Source organism: Ralstonia sp. UNC404CL21Col (assembly GCF_000620465.1).
Classification (GTDB): domain Bacteria; phylum Pseudomonadota; class Gammaproteobacteria; order Burkholderiales; family Burkholderiaceae; genus Ralstonia; species Ralstonia flatus.
The window spans coordinates 18379-39515 of the sequence record NZ_JIBE01000003.1; the positions used below are offsets into that span (position 1 = coordinate 18379).

Annotated in this window: 21 protein-coding genes; 4 read left to right on the forward strand and 17 right to left on the reverse strand. The window is 63.9% G+C overall.

All coding sequences use genetic code 11. The features are described 5' to 3' along the window. Nucleotides 1–208: 208 nt before the first annotated feature. The 3 genes from guaA to guaB form a co-directional block, all read right to left on the reverse strand. The gene (gene guaA / locus N511_RS0100135) at nt 209–1828 is read right to left on the reverse strand and encodes a glutamine-hydrolyzing GMP synthase (protein WP_012761918.1); all 1620 of its coding nucleotides are present in this window, start codon (nt 1826–1828) and stop codon (nt 209–211) included. After that, on the reverse strand, nt 1803–2381 hold the full coding sequence (locus tag N511_RS0100140; RefSeq protein ID WP_012761917.1) for a hypothetical protein: 579 nt from the start codon (nt 2379–2381) through the stop codon (nt 1803–1805). The genes guaA and N511_RS0100140 overlap by 26 nt, the downstream gene beginning before the upstream one ends. Before the next feature lie 123 nt (nt 2382–2504). Then, nucleotides 2505–3968 carry an IMP dehydrogenase gene (gene guaB / locus N511_RS0100145; RefSeq protein ID WP_027677449.1) on the reverse strand — a complete coding sequence of 488 codons (1464 nt, stop codon included), beginning with the start codon at nt 3966–3968 and terminating at the stop codon, nt 2505–2507. Nucleotides 3969–4122: 154 nt separating this feature from the next. Here guaB and N511_RS0100150 point away from each other — a divergent pair, with 154 nt between their 5' ends. Beyond that, nucleotides 4123–5067: a DMT family transporter gene (locus N511_RS0100150; RefSeq protein ID WP_027677450.1), complete on the forward strand. Its 945-nt coding sequence runs from the start codon at nt 4123–4125 to the stop codon at nt 5065–5067. A 154-nt stretch (nt 5068–5221) separates the two neighbouring features. Next, nucleotides 5222–5761 (forward strand): DUF4124 domain-containing protein, encoded by a 540-nt coding sequence (locus tag N511_RS0100155; protein ID WP_027677451.1) that lies wholly within the window; start codon nt 5222–5224, stop codon nt 5759–5761. A 9-nt stretch (nt 5762–5770) separates the two neighbouring features. Here N511_RS0100155 and N511_RS0100160 read toward each other — a convergent pair whose 3' ends face one another. Both N511_RS0100160 and N511_RS0100165 read right to left on the reverse strand, forming a co-directional pair. Then, a complete protein-coding gene (locus N511_RS0100160; protein ID WP_027677452.1) occupies nt 5771–6136 on the reverse strand; it encodes an RnfH family protein in 366 nt (121 codons plus the stop codon). Further along, nucleotides 6123–6560: a type II toxin-antitoxin system RatA family toxin gene (locus tag N511_RS0100165; RefSeq protein ID WP_009238217.1), complete on the reverse strand. Its 438-nt coding sequence runs from the start codon at nt 6558–6560 to the stop codon at nt 6123–6125. The genes N511_RS0100160 and N511_RS0100165 overlap by 14 nt, the downstream gene beginning before the upstream one ends. A gap of 125 nt (nt 6561–6685) precedes the next feature. Between N511_RS0100165 and smpB the strand changes: the two genes are divergently transcribed. After that, nucleotides 6686–7132 carry an SsrA-binding protein SmpB gene (gene smpB, locus N511_RS0100170; RefSeq protein WP_027677453.1) on the forward strand — a complete coding sequence of 149 codons (447 nt, stop codon included), beginning with the start codon at nt 6686–6688 and terminating at the stop codon, nt 7130–7132. 21 nt (nt 7133–7153) lie between these two features. On the opposite strand, the gene N511_RS0100175 is transcribed toward smpB, so the two are convergent. From N511_RS0100175 to ppsA, 3 genes are all read right to left on the reverse strand, one after another. Continuing rightward, nucleotides 7154–8080, reverse strand: coding sequence for an SPFH domain-containing protein (locus N511_RS0100175; RefSeq protein WP_027677454.1), 927 nt, complete (start codon nt 8078–8080; stop codon nt 7154–7156). A 49-nt stretch (nt 8081–8129) separates the two neighbouring features. Next, complete coding sequence (locus tag N511_RS0100180) at nt 8130–8555, reverse strand: NfeD family protein (protein ID WP_027677455.1); 426 nt, start codon at nt 8553–8555, stop codon at nt 8130–8132. Nucleotides 8556–8732: 177 nt separating this feature from the next. Beyond that, nucleotides 8733–11120, reverse strand: a complete 2388-nt coding sequence (gene ppsA, locus N511_RS0100185; protein ID WP_027677456.1) for a phosphoenolpyruvate synthase — start codon at nt 11118–11120, stop codon at nt 8733–8735. 230 nt (nt 11121–11350) lie between these two features. On the opposite strand from ppsA, the gene ppsR reads away from it, so the two are divergent. After that, the gene (ppsR, locus tag N511_RS0100190; protein WP_027677457.1) at nt 11351–12202 is read left to right on the forward strand and encodes a posphoenolpyruvate synthetase regulatory kinase/phosphorylase PpsR; all 852 of its coding nucleotides are present in this window, start codon (nt 11351–11353) and stop codon (nt 12200–12202) included. Between the two features lie 88 nt (nt 12203–12290). On the opposite strand, the gene N511_RS0100195 is transcribed toward ppsR, so the two are convergent. From N511_RS0100195 to lpxD, 9 genes are all read right to left on the reverse strand, one after another. After that, the gene (locus tag N511_RS0100195) at nt 12291–13187 is read right to left on the reverse strand and encodes a metal-dependent hydrolase (protein ID WP_027677458.1); all 897 of its coding nucleotides are present in this window, start codon (nt 13185–13187) and stop codon (nt 12291–12293) included. Nucleotides 13188–13219: 32 nt separating this feature from the next. Beyond that, nucleotides 13220–15028 (reverse strand): SDR family oxidoreductase, encoded by a 1809-nt coding sequence (locus N511_RS0100200; protein ID WP_027677459.1) that lies wholly within the window; start codon nt 15026–15028, stop codon nt 13220–13222. Nucleotides 15029–15045: 17 nt separating this feature from the next. Further along, nucleotides 15046–15921: a M24 family metallopeptidase gene (locus N511_RS0100205; RefSeq protein WP_027677460.1), complete on the reverse strand. Its 876-nt coding sequence runs from the start codon at nt 15919–15921 to the stop codon at nt 15046–15048. Between the two features lie 142 nt (nt 15922–16063). Beyond that, nucleotides 16064–16846 carry a TrmH family RNA methyltransferase gene (locus N511_RS0100210; RefSeq protein WP_027677461.1) on the reverse strand — a complete coding sequence of 261 codons (783 nt, stop codon included), beginning with the start codon at nt 16844–16846 and terminating at the stop codon, nt 16064–16066. Nucleotides 16847–16868: 22 nt separating this feature from the next. Further along, nucleotides 16869–17567, reverse strand: coding sequence for a ribonuclease HII (gene rnhB / locus N511_RS0100215; protein WP_027677462.1), 699 nt, complete (start codon nt 17565–17567; stop codon nt 16869–16871). 4 nt (nt 17568–17571) lie between these two features. Further along, nucleotides 17572–18705, reverse strand: a complete 1134-nt coding sequence (lpxB, locus tag N511_RS0100220; RefSeq protein WP_218642979.1) for a lipid-A-disaccharide synthase — start codon at nt 18703–18705, stop codon at nt 17572–17574. Between the two features lie 41 nt (nt 18706–18746). Continuing rightward, the gene (lpxA, locus tag N511_RS0100225) at nt 18747–19562 is read right to left on the reverse strand and encodes an acyl-ACP--UDP-N-acetylglucosamine O-acyltransferase (RefSeq protein WP_027677464.1); all 816 of its coding nucleotides are present in this window, start codon (nt 19560–19562) and stop codon (nt 18747–18749) included. Beyond that, on the reverse strand, nt 19559–20062 hold the full coding sequence (fabZ, locus tag N511_RS0100230) for a 3-hydroxyacyl-ACP dehydratase FabZ (RefSeq protein ID WP_027677465.1): 504 nt from the start codon (nt 20060–20062) through the stop codon (nt 19559–19561). The genes lpxA and fabZ overlap by 4 nt, the downstream gene beginning before the upstream one ends. Next, nucleotides 20059–21132 carry a UDP-3-O-(3-hydroxymyristoyl)glucosamine N-acyltransferase gene (gene lpxD, locus N511_RS0100235; protein ID WP_027677466.1) on the reverse strand — a complete coding sequence of 358 codons (1074 nt, stop codon included), beginning with the start codon at nt 21130–21132 and terminating at the stop codon, nt 20059–20061. The genes fabZ and lpxD overlap by 4 nt, the downstream gene beginning before the upstream one ends. Nucleotides 21133–21137: the final 5 nt, after the last annotated feature.

A 21137-nucleotide genomic window follows, 5' to 3' on the forward strand; every position in this document is an offset into this window, starting at 1 on the left:
AACATGGAGCAAAGGAAGTACCGCGTGGCGTGACGACCCAGAACATCGGAGTAACTGCTTGAAGATCCTGCGGGGATTGGTTCTACAGGTGTTCCGTGGATGTGTCAACAAATATTACATAGCGCGCGCCCGTCGGCCCTCCCGGCGCAGACGCTGAACAGAAAAAAGCCCGCGTCATGCGGGCTTCTTTCCACTTGGGGAGAAAACCTCACTCCCACTCAATCGTCGCAGGCGGCTTGCCCGACACGTCGTACACGACGCGGCTCAAACCACGCACCTCGTTGATGATGCGGTTCGACACGCGGCCCAGCAGCGTGTACGGCAGATGCGCCCAATGTGCGGTCATGAAGTCGGTGGTCTGCACGGCACGCAACGCCGTCACGTAGTCGTATGTGCGGCCATCGCCCATCACGCCGACGGACTTGATCGGCAGGAACACCGCAAACGCCTGGCTGGTCAGGTCGTACCAGCTCTTGCCCACATCGCCTTCGCCGCAGAGGCCGGCGGCAGCGTCCTGCGCCGTGGCCTTGGTACCGCGCAACTCTTCGATGAAGATGGCGTCGGCACGGCGCAGCAGGTCTGCATATTCGCGCTTGACCTCGCCCAGAATACGCACGCCCAGGCCCGGCCCCGGGAACGGATGGCGATAGACCATTTCGTGCGGCAGGCCCAGCGCCACGCCCAGCTCGCGCACTTCATCCTTGAACAGGTCGCGCAGCGGTTCGAGCAACTTCAGGCCGAGCGTTTCCGGCAGGCCGCCCACGTTGTGGTGGCTCTTGATCGTCGTTGCCTTCTTGGTCTTGGTGCCGCCCGATTCCACCACGTCCGGGTAGATCGTGCCCTGCGCCAGCCACTTGGCGTTGCTGAGTTTCTTGGCTTCGGCCTGGAACACCTCAACGAACTCGCGGCCGATGATCTTGCGCTTGGCTTCCGGGTCCGTCACACCGGCCAGGTGGCCGAGGAACTGCTCAGACGCGTCCACGTGCACGACCTTGGCGTGCAGGCGCCCGGCGAACATGTCCATCACCATCTTCCCTTCATCCAGGCGCAGCAGGCCGTGGTCGACGAACACGCAGGTCAGCTGGTCACCGATCGCGCGGTGAATGAGCGCCGCCGCCACCGACGAATCGACGCCGCCCGACAGGCCGAGGATCACCTCTTCGTCGCCGACCTGCTCGCGGATGCGCTTGACGGCTTCCTCGATGTGGTCGCGCATGATCCAGTCCGGCTTGGCACCGGCGATCTCCAGCACGAAGCGCTCGAGCATCGCGCGGCCCTGCACGGTGTGCGTGACTTCCGGGTGGAACTGCACGGCGTAGTAGCCACGCGCCTCGTCGGCCATGCCGGCGATGGGGCAGCTCGGCGTCGAGGCCAGAAGCTTGAAGCCCGGGGGCAGCTCGGCGACCTTGTCGCCGTGGCTCATCCACACCTTGAGCATGCCGTGGCCTTCCGGCGTGGCGAAGTCCTGGATGTCCTTGAGCAGGCGGGTGTGGCCATGCGCGCGCACTTCGGCGTAACCGAATTCGCGGTGGTCGCTCCACTCCACCTTGCCGCCCAGCTGCACGGCCATGGTCTGCATGCCGTAGCAGATGCCGAGCACGGGCACGCCCAAGTCCCACACGGCCTGCGGGGCGCGCAGCTGGTGGTCTTCGTACGTGCTGGCGTGACTGCCGGACAGGATGATTGCCTTGGGCGCGAACTCGCGCACGAAGGCGTCGGACACGTCGTTCGGGTGGATCTCGCAATAGACGTGTGCTTCACGCACGCGCCGCGCAATCAGTTGCGTGACCTGCGAGCCGAAATCAAGGATGAGGACTTTGTCGTGCATGTTGTGGAGGAATGGAATCGGCAATCGTGTCGACTTCAGTGCCGGGGCCGTAGCCCGGAGGCGGCATGTAGCCAGGTTCTTTGCGTTGCGCCTTTTCCGCGCGTTCGCGTTCGCGCGCGGCCGCGGCATCTTCGCGGGCCTTCTGCGCGCGCACACGCTCATGGGTGCGCACGCGGCGCGAGGCGGGAATCTGCACAGCGGAAAACGCCGCCAGCACCGCCGCAAACGTCGGCAGCCAGATGCGGCCTGCGCCGTCCACCGGCAGATGGAAGAAGAGCAGCCAGGCGATCACCAGCACGGCGACGGCCAGGTTCACATGACCGACCACCTGCGCCACGGCGGTCGTCAGTTGACCATTGACCGTGGCGTGCCACAGCAGCCAGGCCACGCCAATCAGCGTGACGCCGAGCAGCTGACCGTACATCGCAGGCTCCGGCTGCGGCAATTGCAGCGCGCCGAAGATGGACGTCATCGGCGAAGCCAGCAGGACGAGACCGACGCACAGTGCGACAGCCGCATCCAGAAACAGAACGAGTCGCAAAAGCGCTTTCATCATCGTCTCCAGTTGCGGGCGGCCGCCCGTGCTTCGGCCGCCGGTTGATTCAGCCGGAGCGCCCGCGCACCCCGGCGGCAGTACTGCTTGCCTTCTATCTTGTTTGCGAAGATCGACAAGCGATCAGTCGCGGTGATAGTTCGGCGCTTCCTTCGTGATCTGCACGTCGTGCACGTGCGATTCGTTCATGCCGGCAGCGGTGATCTCGACAAACTGCGCCTTCTCGTGCCATTCGGCAATCGATGCGCAACCGCAGTAGCCCATCGACGAACGCACGCCGCCCGTGAGTTGATGCACGATCGGCAATGCGGAGCCCTTGTAAGGCACGCGGCCCTCGATACCTTCGGGCACCAGCTTGTCGACGTTGGCGGTGTTGTCTTCCTGGAAGTAACGGTCGGCAGCGCCGTCCTTCATCGCGCCCACCGAGCCCATGCCGCGGTAGCTCTTGTACGAGCGACCCTGGAACAGGAACACCTCACCCGGCGATTCGTCCGTACCGGCAAACATGCCGCCCATCATCACGGTGTGTGCGCCGGCAGCCAGGGCCTTGGCGACGTCGCCCGAGTAGCGGATACCGCCGTCGGCGATCAGGGGAACGCCGGTGCCCTTCAGTGCCTCGGCCACATTCGACACGGCAAAGATCTGCGGCACGCCCACGCCAGCGACGATCCGCGTCGTGCAGATCGAGCCGGGGCCGATACCGACCTTGACGCCATCTGCGCCGTGGTCGACCAGCGCCTTGGCAGCGTCGCCGGTGGCGATGTTGCCGCCGATCACCTGCACTTGCGGGTAGTTGTCCTTGATCCAGCGCACGCGGTTCAGCACGCCCTGGCTGTGGCCGTGCGCGGTGTCGACGACGATCACGTCCACGCCGGCCTTGACCAGCAAGTCGATACGCAGATCGTTATCCGGGCCCACGCCCACCGCCGCGCCCACGCGCAGCGAACCACGTTCGTCCTTCGACGCCAGCGGATATTCGGTGGCCTTCTGGATGTCCTTGACGGTGATCAGGCCGCGCAGCTCGAAAGCCTCGCCCACCACCAGCACACGCTCCAGGCGGTGCTTGTTCATCAGGCGCTTGGCCTCTTCCAGCGAGGCGCCTTCCTTGACGGTGACGAGCTTCTCGCTCGGCGTCATCTTGGCGCGCACGGGGGCGTCCAGCTCTTCTTCAAAGCGCAGGTCGCGGTTGGTGATGATGCCCACCACCTTCTTGCCTTCCAGCACCGGGAAGCCCGAGATGCCGTGCTGGGCCGACAGCGCCATCACGTCGCGGATCTTCATGTCCGGACCGATGGTGATCGGGTCGCGCAGCACGCCCGATTCAAAGCGCTTGACCTTGGCGACTTCGCGCGCCTGTTCTTCCGGCTTCAGGTTTTTGTGGACGATACCGATGCCACCTTGCTGCGCCATGGCGATGGCGAGCCGCGCTTCCGTGACCGTATCCATGGCAGCGGAGACGAGCGGAATGGCGAGTTCGATCGAACGGGTGAGCTTGGTGCGAAGGGACGTATCGCGGGGCAGGACGGCCGAGTAGGCCGGGACGAGCAGCACATCATCGAACGTGAGTGCTTTCTGGACAAGACGCATAGCAATTTCCTCTAGGCGCAAAATCGGATTATACGGGAATTCGCCCCACGGTTGTAGAGACCCGTGCTATGCTCGATAAATTTTTCTTCGCGCACGCACCTCCAGCGCCCTGCGCCGCCAGCGGCCGCGCCGAATCAGCCTCGCGAGTGTTCGAATGGGAATTGGCGTATTGTGCGCCCTGCTGGCCGGGGCGATGTGGGGCATGGTCTTTATCGCGCCCCGCGCGCTGCCCGCCTTTTCACCGTGGGAACTGACCCTCGGCCGCTACCTCGCCTACGGCGTCATCGCCGCCATTGCGGCCGGCCCGATCCTCCCCCGCATTGCCCGCAAGATAACGCGCGCCGATTGCCTGGCGCTCGTCAGACAATCCTGCAGCGGCAATCTTGTCTATTACGTACTGCTGGCCTTCGCCGTGCAACTGGCCGGGGTCGCGCCCACCTCGCTGATCATCGGCATCTTGCCCATCACCGTCACGGTCCTGGGGCGGCGGGACCACGGCGCTGTGCAGCTTTCCCGGCTGATCTGGCCGCTGCTCGTGGTGGCTGCGGGCATTGTCTGCATCAATGTCGACCTGTTTGGCCATCAGGCCACCGCTGCGGCGACCAATGTCCGGCCGATCTGGCAGCGCGTTGCGGGCATCGTCTGCGCGGCCGGCGCGCTGTGCAGCTGGACGTGGTACGCCGTGGACAACGCCCGCTACCTGCAGCGCAATCCGCATTTTTCCAGCAACGAATGGTCTGCTCTATATGGCATTTCGAGCGGCATTCTGTCGGCAGCATTGATCACGGTCGCCTTGCTCACGGTTGGCACAGCATGGATGGGCGCCGGCGGGCGTATCTGGGGCACGTTCTGGGCGGTCAATGCGGCCGTGGCGCTCGGCGCGTCGCTGATCGGCAACAACCTGTGGAACATCGCCTCGCGGCGGCTGCCGCTCACGCTGTCGGGCCAGATGATCGTGTTCGAGACGCTGTTTGCGCTGGCATATGGCTTTGTGTACGACAGCCGCTGGCCACGCCCGCTTGAGATCGCCGCAATCGCCTTGCTGATCCTGGGCGTCGGCTGGTCGGTGCGCTTGCACGCCAACGACAAGTCTGCATAAACTGGGCGCCTTGCCGGGGGGCGAGTCGACAGGCCGAGCCAGGCCGTCGGCGTAGATTGGCGAGTGGCGATCACGCCACCGAGCTCCCGTGCGCGTCGAGGGGCCGTCGTCGGGTCGGCCAGCGCGCCGTCGGCAGTCCACGAACGAGAACTCCATGAAACGACTGCACGTCCTGTTGCCTGCCACTGCTGCCCTGATCGCCCTTGCCTGCCCGGTTGCCCAGGCGCAATGGGCCTGGCAATGGCGCGACGACAAGGGCCACATGGTCTACAGCGACGCCGCACCGCCGCCGTCGGTGCCGCCCAGCCGCATCATCCGCAACCCGAACAGCCGCACGGCGACGGCCTATGAAGCGCTGTCCGCACCGGCCTCGGGGGTCAAGGCGGCAGACCCGAACGCAGCCGCAAAACCCGGCCAGCCGGCCTCCGGCGTCGCCGCGTCCAACCCGGACGAAGAACTACGCAAACGCATGGCCGACCGCGCCAAGAAGGAACAGGACGACGCCAAGCAGGCGGAGCAGGCCCAGCGCAAACAGGCAGAATGCCAGCGCCTTCGCGCCGACACCGCTTACCTGCAAGGCGGCCGCCGCTATGCCACGCCGCAGCCGGATGGGTCGCTTTCGTATATGGATGACAACCAGCGCGCCCAGGCCATCCAGCGCAACCAAGCCGTGCTGGACCAGAACTGCGGCTAAGACTAAGACTTACTCGAGGACGTCGTCTTTGGGCGGCGCCTCGTTGCGCAGCCACTTCAGCCCTTCGCGCGTGCCCGTGGCCCGCACCTTCTGCACACGCCGCCGGCGTGCGGTCTTCGGATCGGCGATCAGCGGGCCCAGGATTTCCACCCGATCACGCGCATGCAATGCGGCATCGGGCGTCTTGCGCTTGCCGTAAACGCCCAGCCGGCAGGTCTCGATCGTCAGATCCACGCCGCTGAGCAAGCCGGACGCGCGCACGGCGTCGGCCACCGTCGCCTGCGCCGGCACTTGCACGCTGACGAGCCGCGGCGGCGTGACCGTCGCCAGGCAGACCATCACGTCAATCACGGACCCGGATTCAGGACTCGCCATACACCGCCTCGGCGCGCTTGACGAATGAGTCGACAAAGGTATTCGCAATCATGCTGAACACCGGGCCGATCAGCTTTTCCAGAATCACGCTGGAAAACTCGTAATGCAGGTGGAAGTTGATCTTGCAGGCATCCGCGCGCAGCGGCGTGAAGATCCAGAAACCGGTGAACGACTTGAAAGGCCCGTCTGCGAACGTCATATCGATGCGGGTGGGCCGCGTCTGCACGTTGCGCGTGCGAAAGAACTGATGGATGCCCTTGAAGGCGATATCGACACGCGCGTCGAGTGACGTTTCCGTCTGCTCGTAGATTTCCACGCCGCCGCACCACGGCAGAAAGTTCGGATAGTCCTTGACGTCGGTGACTAGGTCGAACATCTGTTCGGCCGAGTAGCCAATCAACACGGTTTTTTCAACGTCTGCCATGCGTGATCCGAAAGCTTTGCGCGCCGCGCCCCGGTTGGGATTGCGGCGGATTTGTTAAACTCGCCATTTTATCGCAGCGCATGCGGGGATCATCACCCCAATGCGCGCACCGCATATTCCAACGTATGACCATCGCCGACAACAAGAAGGCCTTCTTCGATTACTTCATCGAGGAGCGCTACGAGGCAGGCATGGCTCTCGAGGGCTGGGAGGTGAAAGCCATCCGAGCCAACCGTGCGCAGATCAAGGAAGGCTACGTCGTCATTCGTAACGCCGAGCTGTTCCTGATCGGGGCCCATATCAGCCCGCTGCAATCGGCCTCCACGCATGTCAACCCAGACCCCGTGCGCACCCGCAAGCTGCTGCTGCACGCCGAAGAGATCAAGAAGCTCATCGGCAAGGTGGAGCAGCGCGGCTACACGCTCGTGCCGCTCAACCTGCACTACACGCGCGGCCGCGTGAAATGCGAAATCGGCCTCGCCAAGGGCAAGAAGCTCTTCGACAAGCGCGAAACCGAGAAGGACCGCGACTGGCAGCGCGAAAAAGCCCGCCTCATGCGCGAGAAGGCCTGAGCCCTCCCGCCTTGCCGAGCTTTACGCGCTCGGCCGCTGCTGCTTCACAATCGTCAACGCTGACGCAATCATCGTGCTCAGGTCGCCCATGTTGCCCGGCACGATGAGCGTGTTGCCCTGCTTGGCCAGGTTGCCGAACGCGCTCACATACTCTTCCGCCACTTTCAGATTGACGGCATCGACACCACCCTCGGTGCGAATGGCCTGACCGATCTTCTGGATCGCCTGGGCGTTGGCTTCGGCCACCGCCAGAATCGCCGCCGCCTCGCCCTGCGCCTTGTTGATGGCGGCCTGCTTCTCCCCTTCGGATTTCTGGATGGCGGCCTCGCGTGCACCGGACGCGAGGTTGATCTGCTCCTGGCGCTTGCCTTCGGATGCGGCGATCAGCGCACGCTTTTCGCGCTCGGCCGTAATCTGCGCCTGCATGGCGTGCAGGATTTCCTTCGGCGGGGTCAGATCCTTGATTTCGTAGCGCAGCACCTTCACGCCCCAGTTCGATGCCGCCTCATCCAGCGCATTGACGACGCTGTGGTTGATGAAGTCGCGCTCCTCAAACGTCTTGTCCAGTTCCAACTTGCCGACCACCGAGCGCAGCGTCGTCTGCGCGAGCTGCGTGATGGCGATCACGAAATTGCTGGAGCCATACGACGCCCGCATCGGGTCGGTCACCTGGAAATACAGGATGCCGTCCACCTGCAGCTGCGTGTTGTCCTTGGTGATACAGATCTGGCTCGGCACGTCGAGCGGGATTTCCTTGAGCACGTGCTTGTAGGCCACGCGATCGACAAAGGGCAGCACGATGTTGAGCCCCGGCGAGAGCGTTGCATGATATTTGCCCAGCCGCTCGAGAATCCAGGCGTGCTGTTGCGGCACGATCTTGACGCCTTGTGCAATGAGCACGATGGCAGCAAACAGGACGATGATCGCGAGAGTCCCCAGCTCGAACATAGAACCTCCGTGGTTGAGCTTATTGGTTGTTTTGAGTGCGATTTGCGCGTTATTTGGGCGCGACGACCAGCACGTTGCCGCGCACTTCGACGATGCGGAATTCACCGACGGTAGCCGCCGCATTCGGCGCCAACTCGACATCCCACGCTGCGCCGCGATATTGCACACGCGCGCGCCGTTCGGGCGACCAGGCATCGACGCGCAACGTCTCGCCGATATCCAGATTGACGTTGCGATTGCGGGCGGCGTTCTCGCGCGTCACACGCCCGTAGCGCGTACGCCGCAGCCCAACGATGCCGAACACCGCCACGATGGCGGCCACGATGGCCTGCGCAGGAAATGCAAGGCCAATCAGCGCGGCAAGACCGCCTGCAATCAGCCCGATCGCGACCATCAGCAGATAGAAGGTCCCCGTCATCAGCTCGCCGATGACGAGCAGCACGGCCAGCGAAAACCAGACGGTCTGAGCCGACATACTCCCTCTCCCTGAATCCCAGAAAAAAACCCCCGCGACGCTGTTCGTCTGCGGGGGCATGTCGCTCGGCCCCCGCCAGCGCTGGACGCCGCCGGGCACTTCGCGTTCTTGTTGGCGCGCACCCGTCAGGATACGCGCCTTGTCTTACGACATTCGTTGCAACGCTCTAGTTCAAGCTCAAGCCGAACCGAGCTTCTGCCATGTGTCGACCACCGAATCCGGGTTCAGCGAGATCGACGAGATGCCTTCCTTCGCCAGCCACTCGGCAAAATCCGGATGATCGGACGGGCCCTGACCGCAGATGCCGACGTACTTGTTCATCGACAGCGCCGTGGAGATGGCGCGCTGCAGCATGAACTTGACCGCCGGATCGCGCTCGTCGAAGTCCTTGGCCAGCAGCTCCATGCCGGAGTCGCGGTCCAGACCCAGCGTGAGCTGCGTCAGGTCGTTCGAACCGATCGAGAAACCGTCGAAGTACTGCAGGAACTGTTCGGCCAGGATCGCGTTGGACGGCACTTCGCACATCATGATCAGGCGCAGGCCGTTCTCGCCGCGCTTCAGGCCGTACTTGGCCAGCAGCTCGACAACCTTCTCGGCCTGGCCGAGCGTACGCACGAACGGCACCATCACTTCAACGTTGGTCAGGCCCATCTCGTCGCGCACGCGCTTCATGGCACGGCACTCCATCTCGAAGGCTTCGGCAAAGTCTTCGGCGATGTAGCGCGAGGCGCCGCGGAAGCCCAGCATCGGGTTTTCTTCGTCCGGCTCGTAGCGCGAACCGCCGATCAGCTTCTTGTACTCGTTGGACTTGAAGTCCGACAGGCGCACGATCACCGGCTTCGGATAGAACGCCGCCGCGATGGTAGCAATGCCTTCGGCCAGCTTGTCGACGTAGAAGGCGCGCGGGCTGGCATGGCCACGGGCCACGCTTTCCACGGCCTTCTTCAGGTCGCTGTCGACCTGCGGGTAGTCGAGGATCGCCTTCGGGTGAACGCCGATGTTGTTGTTGATGATGAATTCCAGACGGGCCAGGCCCACGCCGCCGTTCGGAATCTGGCAGAAATCGAACGCCAGTTGCGGGTTGCCGACGTTCATCATGATCTTGGTGCTGATCGTCGGCATTTCGCCGCGCTGGACTTCCGTGATTTCGGTTTCCAGCAGACCGTCGTAGATCTTGCCTTCGTCGCCTTCGGCGCACGAGACCGTCACGAGCGTGCCGTCCTTCAGCAGATCGGTCGCATCGCCGCAGCCGACCACCGCCGGCACACCCAGCTCACGCGCGATGATGGCCGCGTGGCAGGTACGACCGCCGCGGTTCGTGACGATGGCCGAGGCGCGCTTCATTACCGGTTCCCAGTTCGGGTCGGTCATGTCGGCAACCAGGACGTCACCCGGCTGCACACGTTCCATTTCAGCCGGATCGTTGATCACGCGCACCGGGCCCGTGCCGATCTTCTGGCCAATGGCGCGGCCGGTGGTCAGCACCGGCGCCGAGCCCTTCAGGCGGAAACGCTGCTCGACCTTGCCGTGCGCCTGGCTCTTCACCGTCTCAGGGCGGGCCTGGAGGATGTAGATCTTGCCGTCCTTGCCGTCCTTGCCCCACTCGATGTCCATCGGACGGCCGTAGTGCTTTTCGATGATGACGGCGTACTTGGCCAGCTCTGCCACGTCGGCATCGTTGATGGAGTAACGGTTGCGGAGTTCGCCCGGCACGTCGACGGTCTTCACGCGGCCTTCTTCGCCCGGCGCGGTGAATTCCATCTTGATCAGCTTGGAGCCGATCGAGCGGCGGATGATCGGGTACTTGCCGGCGGCCAGCGTCGGCTTGAAGACGTAGAACTCGTCCGGGTTCACGGCGCCCTGCACCACCGTTTCGCCCAGGCCGTAGCTGGAGGTGATGAAAACGACATCCTGGAAGCCCGATTCGGTGTCGATGGTGAACATCACGCCCGAGGCGCCGCAGTCCGAGCGGACCATGCGCTGGATACCGGCCGACAGGGCGACGACGTCGTGGGCGAAGCCCTTGTGCACGCGGTACGAAATCGCGCGGTCGTTGTACAGCGAGGCGAACACGTGCTTGATCTTGTCGAGCACGTCGTCGATGCCGAGCACGTTGAGATAGCTCTCTTGCTGGCCGGCAAACGAAGCGTCCGGCAGGTCTTCAGCCGTGGCCGAGGAGCGCACGGCGAACGATGCCTCGGCGCCTTCGCGGGCGGACACGCGAGCATACGACTCGCGAATCTCCTGCTCCAGACGCGGCTGGAACGGCGCGGTGGCGACCCATTCGCGGATCTCCTTGCCGGCGACAGCCAGCGCCTTGACGTCGTCGACGTCGAGGCTGGCCAGACGCTGCGAGATGCGCTCGGTCAGGTTGTTGTGTGCAAGGAAATCGCGGAACGCCAGTGCCGTGGTGGCAAAACCGCCCGGAACGCGCACGCCGGCGCCATCCAACTGGGAGATCATCTCGCCCAGCGAAGCGTTTTTACCGCCAACGACCTCGACATCGGTCATCCGCAATTGCTCGAACGGCAGCACATAGGCGCCGTCTTGCGACAGGTTAGTCATACAAGCCCCTAAACTAAGTGAAAAACCGGTCGGATCCGCACGGGGCTTTCTTCTTGTCGTCTGGCCGTACGAATCGCTTGGCTAAATCATCCGGAAGCCATGCCAGGATTGCCGCTGCGGCAGCGCCCGACAGGCGATTGGCCCGAATTGCTTAGCTAAACGATCGCCGCTATTCTACCGTGCCGCAGCACGATTTCCTGCCGGCGTGCTGGAAAAACCCCTCGTTTTCGATGACCGACCTCGCCTCCGCATCTCCCAACCGGACACCTTTCCGGACCGTTTTCATCGTGTCGGATGGCACCGGGATCACCGCAGAAACCTTCAGCCACTCGATCCTGGCGCAGTTTGAGATGAAATTCCGCCAGGTGCGGATTCCGTTTGTCGACACGATCGACAAGGCGCATGTTGCGGTCGCCAAGATCAATGAGGCGTTCCACGCCGAAGGGGTGAGGCCAATCGTCTTCACCACGTTGGTGGATGCCGAGGCAAACGAGATCGTCCATCGGGCCAAGGCCACCATCCTGGATATGTTCCAGACCTTCATCGAGCCGCTCGAGAAGGAGCTGAACCTCAAGTCCACCCACGCGATCGGCCGTTTTCACCAGAACGCCGACACCGAGGCGTACAAAAACCGCATCGAAGCGATCAATTTTTCACTTGCCCACGATGATGGCCAGTCACACAAGAACCTGGCCGAGGCGGATGTGATTTTGGTGGGGGTATCGCGCAGCGGCAAGACGCCGACCAGCCTGTACCTGGCGATGCAATATGGCGTGAAATCGGCCAACTATCCGCTCATTCCGGACGATTTCGAGCGCGGCAAGCTGCCGTCGGTGCTGTATGACTACAAGAGCAAGATTTTTGGGCTCTCGATCGATCCTCAGCGCCTGTCCGAAATCCGCAATGAACGCCGGCCGGGCAGCAAATATGCCGCGCTGGAAAATTGCCGCTACGAGATCAACGAAGCCGAAGCGATGATGCGGCGCGAGGGCATCAAGTGGTTGTCGTCGACGCACAAGTCGATTGAGGAAATTGCCACGACGATCCTGCAGGACATCAAGATGGATCACAACAACTACTGAGCGTGGCATCGCGCCACAAACAAAACGGCCGGCATTGCACCGGCCGTTTTGTTTTTCTGCCTTGTTTTTCTGCCGGCCGCCCAGCCGGTCAGGCGCGGTCACGCACCCAGTTGCCGCCGTGCGCCGCGGCCTGCGCTGCCGGCGATGTTTCCAGATAGGCCAGCGCCTGCTCGGTCGAGCCTTCATGATGCGGCGTATAGCTCGGTCGGAAATAGCGCAGCGCGGCCCCCAGCATCTTCCAGAACGAGGGCAGGCAGTTACGCCGCGAGCCATGCCACCAGCCGCGGATAAAGCCGGGAAATCTGCCGGCGCCCGGATCGCGCTTGTGCATGAAGCGGAAGCCCGTCACCAGGAAATACAGCAGCAACAGGATCGTGGTCAGCATGTGGAAGCAGCGTTCGAGATACGTGCCGCCCATGTGCCGAAAGATGTCGAAGGCGACGGTACGGTGCTCGACTTCCTCCGCGCCGTGCCAGCGCAACAGGTCCAGCATGACGGGATCGGCGTGGGCGGCGTCCAGCCCCTTTGCGTTGAGCACCCAATTGCCCAGATAGCCGAAAAAGTGCTCGAGCGCGGCGATGATGCCGAGTTGCTGCCGCAGCCAGAAGCGCGTGTGGCCGATCTTCAGACCCAGCGGCTGTTCGCCGAGCACCTTGGAGAACAGCCAGTCGAGCCGCTTGGTGAACGGCTGGGTATCGATGCCGTGGTCTTTGTAGTAATGCGTCAGCACGCCGCCATGCGAGCGCGAATGGATGGCCTCCTGGCGCAGAAAGCCCTCGGCGTCGGCGCGCAGCTTCGCGTCGGCAATCAGCGGCAACGCCTTGTTGTAGACGCGGCAGAACCACAACTCCCCGGCGGGGAAGAGCAGGTTCAGGATGTTGATGATGTGCGTGCTGGACGGATCGCCGGGAATCCACTGGATAGGCGTGTCCTTCCAGTCGAAACGGACGTGGCGGGCCTTGATGAAGTAATCGGGCGCTGTCATGGTGGTCTCCGGATGTTCTTGTCGGCGCGGGTTCAATGCCCGGCCATGCTCACGCGCGCGATCAGCCGGCTGAGCCATTGCGCATAGCGCGAGATGATGCGTGACGAATGCGCCTCGATACCGATCGTGACAACGGGCTTGTTGTGCTGAATCGCGCCAAGCATCGCTTTCGCGACGGTCTCCGGCTTGAGGCCACGCAGCTGGTAGAGCTTCGTCGCGCGGGCGCGCAGTTGCGCCTGCTGTGCCTCGGTCGTGCCGGTGTAGACGGTGGAGGCCATGATTCCCGTCTCGGCAAAACCGGGGCAGATGGCCGACACGCCAATGCCCTGCCCGGCCAGCTCGCCGCGCATGCATTCGGACAGCATCAGCACCGCAGCCTTTGTCGTCGCATAGGCGGCAAGATCGCGCGATGGCGCAAAGGCCGCTGCCGATGCGGTGTTCAGTATGTGCCCGCCCTGCCCGCGCGCCACCATTTGCTTGGCGAACAGCCGGGCGCCGTGAATCACCCCCCACACGTTCACGTGCAGGATGCGTTGCCAATCGCGCTCGGACGTGTCGACAATGCCGCCCGCCATGCCGATGCCCGCGTTGTTGACGACGATGTCGGCGCCGCCCAGTTCCTTGCCGACCCAATCGACCAACGCTTCCATCTGCTCGGCGTTGCCGACGTCGACGGTACGCGCCCACGCCTTGCCGCCGGTGAGGCGGATGAGCTTGGCGGTGCGCTCTGCGTCTTCAGCACGAATGTCGACGGCGACAATGGCTGCGCCTTGCTCGGCGAATTCCAGCGCCGCGCAACGACCGATGCCGCTGCCGGCCCCCGTGATGACGGCCAGCCTACCGGACAGCGGTTTGCGCTCGCCCTGCTGACGCGCGCGCTGCAGCGCTTCGGATTCCGGCTTGCCCTCGGCATGCTCGATCAGCTCGCGCGCCATCTCGGCCATGCGTGCAGCATGCGTGACCGGCAGCCAGTGCCGTGCCACAACCTCGCGGCGCCAATACTGCGGCACCCAGCGCGAGAGGTCTTCGGACAACGCGGGGCTGACGTACCTGTCCAGCGTCGGCACGATCACCTGCACCGGCGCATGTGCGACACGTTTGCGCGGCGTGAACAGGCTGCGGATGAAGTTGGCGCGATACAGCGACACTCCGCGCACGCCATCGGCCGTCTGCGTGGCGCGCGGCACGATGGCGGTCTTCTCGACACGACGCAGCACACGCGGCCACGCCCGCCCCAGCCACAGGCGCCAGCTCAGTTCCGGCACGATCGGCAAATGGAACAGCAGCACGTACCACGAGCGCACGAGCTGCCCGAGCATCTTGCCCAGCGACGACGGCGTCGGACGCAGCAGACGCGCGCGCATCCAATGCCCGACGTGGTCAAGGCACGGCCCCGAGCACGACGTGTATGACGCAATGCGGCCGCGCAGGCGCGCCTCCGTCACGAATTCCCACGATTGGATCGAACCCCAATCGTGCGCGATCAGGTGCACGGGTTTGCCGGGGCTCAGCGCATCGATCACAGCGATGAAGTCATCGGTCAACCGCGCGAAGGTGTAATTGCGCATCCCGCTGGGCGAACTCGACCGGCCCGCACCCCGCACGTCGTAGGCAATGACGTAGTAGTCGCGCGCGAGCAGCGGCGCCATCTCGTGCCAGACCTCGCTGTTATCGGGATAGCCGTGCACCAGCACGACGGTCGGATGCACCGGGTTGCCCCACGTCTTGACGGCGAGCGAGACGCTGCCGGACTGCACCGTCCGCTCCGAATAGTCATTGGGCGAAACCGCTGCGGGCGATTCGAACAACGCCAGCGGGGCCTCTTCAAGAAGCGTTTGCATGTAAGCCTCCCTGCACGTCAGGCGGCGCGCCGCTGTGCAAGCTGGCGTTGCTGCCAGCGACGCACGTGCGGCAGATCGTCGTCGAGCCAGTAGGCGTCGTCGTCGGTGATGACGAGCAGTTCCTCGAACTTGGCCCCGACGCCATGAAAGCCGAGGTGCGGCTCGACGGCCCACAGGCCTGGCACCGGCGCATGTTCGGATCGACGATCGATCGACCACAGCGGCGACCACCCTTCCTGCTTGCCGCTGCGCACCTGGTCAAGGATCAGGTTGCGCGTGGCGTTCAGCCCGAAGCGCGCAACGAAACGCGGCTTCGACGGGCTGTCGAGCTTGGCCACGCGATGCGCCAGCACTTTGAACGGATACGCCTTGTGACGCGGCTCCACGCCCTGCTTCATGCAAAGCTGGTCCACCGCACGGGCCACATCGGCCATCGACCGACGCTTGCGGATCAAGCGCACGATCAACTCACGATGCGCCATCAGGTCGTCCTGCAGCTGGTCGAGGATGGCGTTTTCGCCGAGACCCGTGGCATAGCCGACATCGGCGATCACGCCATTGCGCACGGGCGCCACGTCGAGGATGACGGGCATGTTCTCTTCCAACCGCCGCGACGACGGAAAGAACGCCAGGTTGAAGCCGGCCATATGCGTCAGGCCCGAAAAGCCCTGGAACGCGGTGCGGTCGCCAAACCACGCGAACGGCTTGTGCAGCCAGTCATGGACGCCGCGATCGCCAAGCCATTCGGTGAGCAGCTTGGCCGCGTCCTTCTCGGTCATGCCGGGGCGCAGCATGCCGCCGACGGCCTCGACGCACGCGTAAGCGAGCTGCTGGATTTCGCGAAACTGGGCGAGTTCGTCGACATGGACGCGCGCCAGGGTGGGGTTCGGCATGCCGGTCTCCTTGAGTCTGGGTATCGAGGGCGCTCGATGGCGCCGCGCTCAATGTTCCATTACTCAATGTCAAAGTCAATGCGGGACTTTTCTGGCGTTTGAAAACGCCGTATGACCGGTAATCGACAGAAAAAAGAGAGGGTTACGCCGCGCGGCGTTGTCGCACGGCCTCAAACAGGCAGATCGCTGCTGCGGCAGCCACATTGAGCGACTCCATGCCGCCCGGCTGGGGAATCGTCACGGGCGTCGTCACGGCAGAAAGCCATTCCTCCGACACGCCCGCGCCTTCGTTGCCGAACACCCAACCCACAGGTGCATTGAGCGGCACATCGAACACCGCCTGCTTGGCGTGCGACGAGGTCGCCAACAGCGGCACCTGAAGCCGCGAATGCACGCTTTCGAAGGTGCAGTGCTCAACGATATTCAGGTGGAAATGCGCACCCATGGCGGCGCGCAATGTCTTGGCCGACCACGCGAACGCGCAGCCCGGTGTCATGAAGACATCGCGCACGCCGGCGGCGGCCGCACACCGCAGGATGGAACCAACGTTGCCGGCATCCTGAATGCCATCCAGAATCACGCAGTCTGCATCGATCGTCTGCGGCAACTTGCCCTCCGGCGTCTCGACCAGCGCCATCAGATCGACGCCGTTGACGACGGTGGTGAGTTGGCCAAACAGGTTATCCGCGAGCAGGATGACGGTGTCCGGATCGACGCGATCGAGCACCGCGGCCACTTCCGGGTGACGGATATGGCGCTCCGAAACCAGGCATTGCGCCGGCATATGGCCCGCATCCAGATACGCCACCACGAGATGCACGCCATCGAGCACGGATTGCCCCGCGCGCCGACGATGCTGCGTCGAGCCCGAAAGCGCCTTGAGATGCTTGAACACCGCGTTGTCGCGGGAAGTGATGTGCTTCACGAATGGGCCCAGCGGAAAAAGGTCAGTCGTCCCAGGCGCTGCCTGCAGCGGTGGTTTCGATGCTGATCGCGCTCATCCCCTCCAGCGCACGACGCACGGGCGCAAACGAGCGGCGATGATGCGGCGTTACGCCATGCAGGTCGATCGCGGCGAGATGCTGCGGCGTGCCATAGCCGGCATGGACGTCAAAACCATAGAGCGGAAACTCGGTATGCAGCGCCGCCAGCTGGCGGTCGCGCGTCACCTTCGCCAGGATGGATGCCGCTGAAATGGCGGGCACCAGCGCATCGCCCTTGACGATGGCCTCGACCGCAAACGCCACCTGCGGGCAACGATTGCCGTCCACCTGCACGAGATCGGGCAGCGTGCCCAGTGCGGCCACGCCGTGCACCGCGCGCTGCATGGCGAGCATGGTCGCGTGCAGGATGTTGATGCGATCGATTTCTTCGACGGTGGCTTCTGCCACGTGCCAGGCAAGCGCCTTTTCGACGATCTCGTCGTAGAGCGCTTCCCGCTTCTTGGCAGTCAGGATTTTGGAGTCGGCCAAGCCCTTGATCGGCTTGCGCGGATTGAGTACGACCGCTGCAGCCGTCACCGGCCCGGCCAAGGGCCCGCGTCCAGCCTCGTCCACGCCGCACAGGATGCGACGCGCACGCTTGGCCGCCGGCTCTTGCGAGAGCAGCAGGCCAAGCTGATCGGGATTGGGTTTGCGGGAAGCCATGGACTCAAAGCTTACCGCGACTGCGCAGCAGATCGACCACGACTTTCGCGCCGATCTCGGCCATGTTCTGCTTGAGCGTCAGGTGCATCTGCGTGAAGTGTTCACGCAGGAACGTGGCGTTGCCATGATCACTCAGCTGCAGCAGCGTTTCGCGCGCGAGGGCCTCGGGCGTCGCATCATCCTGCAGCAGCTCCGGCACGACAAAGCGGCCGGACAGGATGTTCGGCAGCCCAACATACGGCAGATAGCCTTTGCGCTTCATGATCTGCGCGGTCAACCAGGGCACCTTGTAGGTGATGACCATCGGTTTCTTGTACAGCGCCGCTTCCAGCGTTGCCGTGCCGCTCGCCAGCAGGATCACGTCAGCCGCTTCCATGGCGGCGTGCGACTGACCATCGACGACCCACAGATGCAGGCCCGGATGCTCCGCGCGCATGGCATCGATGCGCTCGCGCAGCGTCGCATTGGCCGCCGGCAGCACAAACGCCAGATCCGGCTCGACCGCCTGCATGCGCGACATCGCCGCAAACAGCGTCGGCCCGAGATGCTTCACTTCGGAATTCCGGCTACCCGGCAGCACCGCAACCACCTTGCGGCCCAACGGCAGCCCCAGGCGCGTGCGAGCGCCCTCCACGTCCGGCACCAGCGGAATCTCGTCCGCCAGCGGATGCCCGACGTACGTGGCCGGAATGCCGGCCTTGGCGTAAATCTCGGGCTCGAACGGGAACAAACAGAGGATATGGTCGACGGCCCGGGCGATCGTCTTGATGCGACCCGCTCGCCACGCCCAGATCGACGGGCTCACGAAGTGCACCACCGGCACACCCGCCTGCCGCATGGCGATCTCGACGTTGAAATTGAAGTCGGGTGCGTCCACGCCGATGAAGGCCAATGGCGGCTTCGCCAGCAGGTCCTGCTTAAGCTCTTTGCGGATGGTGAGAATCTCGCGCAGCTGGCCGAGCACTTCCACGTAGCCGTTGACCGACAGCTTGTGCATGGGCCAGTTCGATTGGAAACCCTGCTCCGCCATGCGCGCCCCGCCGATGCCGTTGTAGGCGATGTCGGCAGGCAAGTGTGCGTGCAATCCCTTCAGCAGCAGCGAGGCCAGCAGATCGCCGGAAGCCTCGCCGGCCACCATGCCGATGCGGCGCACCGACGTGGCGTTCTGTGGCTGCTCGCTCAACGCACGATGCCGCGCTTGGTGGCGGCGATGAAATCGGCAAATGCGGTCAACACCTCGCGGGTCGGGGCGTCGTCCGCCTGAGCGATCTGCGCGGCGATTTCCGCCTTGGCCTGATCAAAACTCAGATCGCTCTTGTAGAGCAGCTTGTACGCCTGGCGCAGCGCGGTGATCTGCTCGGCCGTAAAACCACGGCGGCGCAGGCCTTCCACGTTGATGCCGTGCGGTGCGGCCTTGTTGCCGCCCTTGTCGCTGGCGGCGATCACGAACGGCGGCACATCCTGCACCAGCGCCGATGCACCACCCAGCATGGCATGCGCGCCGATGCGCACGAACTGGTGCACGCCCGACATGCCGCCGAGGATCGCCCAGTCGCCCACTTCCACGTGGCCCGCGATCTGCGCGTTGCTCGAGAACACGGTGTGGTTACCCACGCGGCAATCGTGCGCGATATGCACGTAGGCCATGATCCAGTTGTCGTCGCCGATGGACGTGATGCCGGCATCCTGCGCGGTGCCGGTATGGATCGTGGTGAATTCACGGATCGTATTGCGATCGCCGACGATCAGCTGCGTCGGCTCATCGCGATACTTCATGTCCTGCGGGCGGCCACCCACCGAAGCGAAGTGGCCGATGCTGTTGTCACGGCCCAGCGTCGTGTAGCCCTCCACCACCGTGTGGTGGCCGACACGCGTGCCCGCGCCCATGCGCACGTTCGGGCCCACGACCGTGAACGCACCGATCTCGACGCTCGAATCCAGTTCGGCCTTCGGATCGATCTGCGCGGTCGGGTGGATCTTCTGTGCTTGCGTCATGCCTCGCCCTTGGACTTGTCTTCGCGCACGGCACACATGATCTCGGCTTCCACGGCGACTTCGCCGTCAACCTTGCCGTACACCTTGAACTTCCACATACCGCTCTTCGAGCGCAGCAGCTCAGCTGTCATCACAAGCTGGTCGCCCGGGATCACCTGCCGCTTAAAGCGCGCACCATCGATGCTCACAAACAGGTAGAGCTGGTTTTCCTTGCGCTCGTGGTCTGCCTCGCCGAAGGTCAGCAGCGCAGCGGTTTGCGCCAGCGCCTCAAGCATCAACACGCCCGGCATCACCGGGTGGCCGGGGAAGTGCCCGTTGAAGAACGGCTCGTTGAACGTCACGTTCTTGATGGCCGTAATCGACTTGCGCGGCTCCAGCGAAATCACGCGGTCAACCAGCAGCATCGGATAGCGATGCGGCAGCAGGTCGAGAATCTTTTTGATGTTGAAATCGCAGACGACGCTGGGGGCCGCGTTCGTCGCATTCGTTGCTTCGGTCATGATTGTTGCTGCAGGTCTTTGACCCGCTGTTCCAGTTGTTGCAACCGTTCGCGCATGCGCGTCAGGCCTCGGACGATGGCCGCGTTACGCTCCCAGTCGCCGTGCGGCATGAATGGGAAAACGCTGGTGAAGTGGCCACCGGGCTTGGTGATGGATTTGGTAATGGACGTGCCGCCCGAGACGGTCACGCGATCAGCAATGGTCAGGTGGCCGGCAAAATTGGCCGCGCCGCCGATGATGCAGTAGCGCCCGATCTTCGTGCTGCCCGAAATGGCAGCGCAGCCGGCGATCACGGTATAGGCGCCCACGTGCACGTTGTGCGCGATCTGCACCTGGTTGTCGATCTTGCAGCCTTGCTCGACCACTGTATCGGCCATCGCGCCGCGGTCGATGGCGGTGTTCGCGCCGATCTCCACGTCGTCGCCAATCACGGCTCGACCAACCTGCGGAATCTTCACCCATTCGCCGCCCTGCGGGCCGAAGTCAGGGGCAAAGCCGAAGCCATCCGCGCCGATCACGACACCGCTATGCAGAATGCAGCGCGCCCCGACCACGCAGCCGTGGTAGATCGAAACATTCGCGTAAAGCAACGTGTCGTCGCCAATACGCGCGCCGGCGCCGACGAAACTGTTGCCGACGATGCGCACCCGCTCGCCGAGCACAGCACCGGCTTCAATGGTGACGTTCGGGCCGATGGAGCAGGACGCCGGCACCGTGGCGCCCTCTTCTACGCTGGCAGTCGGGTGAATGCCCGGCACCACGGGGCGCGCAGCCAGCGCAACAAAGCGCTGGGCGACACGAGCAAACGCAGCATACGGATTGGCCGCAATGAGCCAGTTCCGGCCAGCCGCGTGGCCTTGGCTCTCGAGTGTTTCCAGATCGCGGGGCGACACGATGATCGCGCCCGCGCCGGAACTCACGGCCTGATTGAGGTACAGCGGATTGGAGAGAAAAGCGAGCTGATCAGCGCCCGCTTGATCCAGCGGCGCGATCGACTTGACGATCAGGCCTGCGTCACCCTGGACGGTCGCGCCGAGCGACGCAGCAAGTTCACCAAGCGAAAACGACATGCGAA

Coding starts and splice junctions, on each gene's coding strand:
- guaA (WP_012761918.1), bottom strand. CDS start 1,828: ATGCACGACAAAGTCCTCATCCTTGATTTCGGCTCGCAGGTCACGCAA.
- N511_RS0100140 (WP_012761917.1), bottom strand. CDS start 2,381: ATGAAAGCGCTTTTGCGACTCGTTCTGTTTCTGGATGCGGCTGTCGCA.
- guaB (WP_027677449.1), bottom strand. CDS start 3,968: ATGCGTCTTGTCCAGAAAGCACTCACGTTCGATGATGTGCTGCTCGTC.
- N511_RS0100150 (WP_027677450.1), top strand. CDS start 4,123: ATGGGAATTGGCGTATTGTGCGCCCTGCTGGCCGGGGCGATGTGGGGC.
- N511_RS0100155 (WP_027677451.1), top strand. CDS start 5,222: ATGAAACGACTGCACGTCCTGTTGCCTGCCACTGCTGCCCTGATCGCC.
- N511_RS0100160 (WP_027677452.1), bottom strand. CDS start 6,136: ATGGCGAGTCCTGAATCCGGGTCCGTGATTGACGTGATGGTCTGCCTG.
- N511_RS0100165 (WP_009238217.1), bottom strand. CDS start 6,560: ATGGCAGACGTTGAAAAAACCGTGTTGATTGGCTACTCGGCCGAACAG.
- smpB (WP_027677453.1), top strand. CDS start 6,686: ATGACCATCGCCGACAACAAGAAGGCCTTCTTCGATTACTTCATCGAG.
- N511_RS0100175 (WP_027677454.1), bottom strand. CDS start 8,080: ATGTTCGAGCTGGGGACTCTCGCGATCATCGTCCTGTTTGCTGCCATC.
- N511_RS0100180 (WP_027677455.1), bottom strand. CDS start 8,555: ATGTCGGCTCAGACCGTCTGGTTTTCGCTGGCCGTGCTGCTCGTCATC.
- ppsA (WP_027677456.1), bottom strand. CDS start 11,120: ATGACTAACCTGTCGCAAGACGGCGCCTATGTGCTGCCGTTCGAGCAA.
- ppsR (WP_027677457.1), top strand. CDS start 11,351: ATGACCGACCTCGCCTCCGCATCTCCCAACCGGACACCTTTCCGGACC.
- N511_RS0100195 (WP_027677458.1), bottom strand. CDS start 13,187: ATGACAGCGCCCGATTACTTCATCAAGGCCCGCCACGTCCGTTTCGAC.
- N511_RS0100200 (WP_027677459.1), bottom strand. CDS start 15,028: ATGCAAACGCTTCTTGAAGAGGCCCCGCTGGCGTTGTTCGAATCGCCC.
- N511_RS0100205 (WP_027677460.1), bottom strand. CDS start 15,921: ATGCCGAACCCCACCCTGGCGCGCGTCCATGTCGACGAACTCGCCCAG.
- rnhB (WP_027677462.1), bottom strand. CDS start 17,567: ATGGCTTCCCGCAAACCCAATCCCGATCAGCTTGGCCTGCTGCTCTCG.
- lpxB (WP_218642979.1), bottom strand. CDS start 18,705: ATGGTGGCCGGCGAGGCTTCCGGCGATCTGCTGGCCTCGCTGCTGCTG.
- lpxA (WP_027677464.1), bottom strand. CDS start 19,562: ATGACGCAAGCACAGAAGATCCACCCGACCGCGCAGATCGATCCGAAG.
- fabZ (WP_027677465.1), bottom strand. CDS start 20,062: ATGACCGAAGCAACGAATGCGACGAACGCGGCCCCCAGCGTCGTCTGC.
- lpxD (WP_027677466.1), bottom strand. CDS start 21,132: ATGTCGTTTTCGCTTGGTGAACTTGCTGCGTCGCTCGGCGCGACCGTC.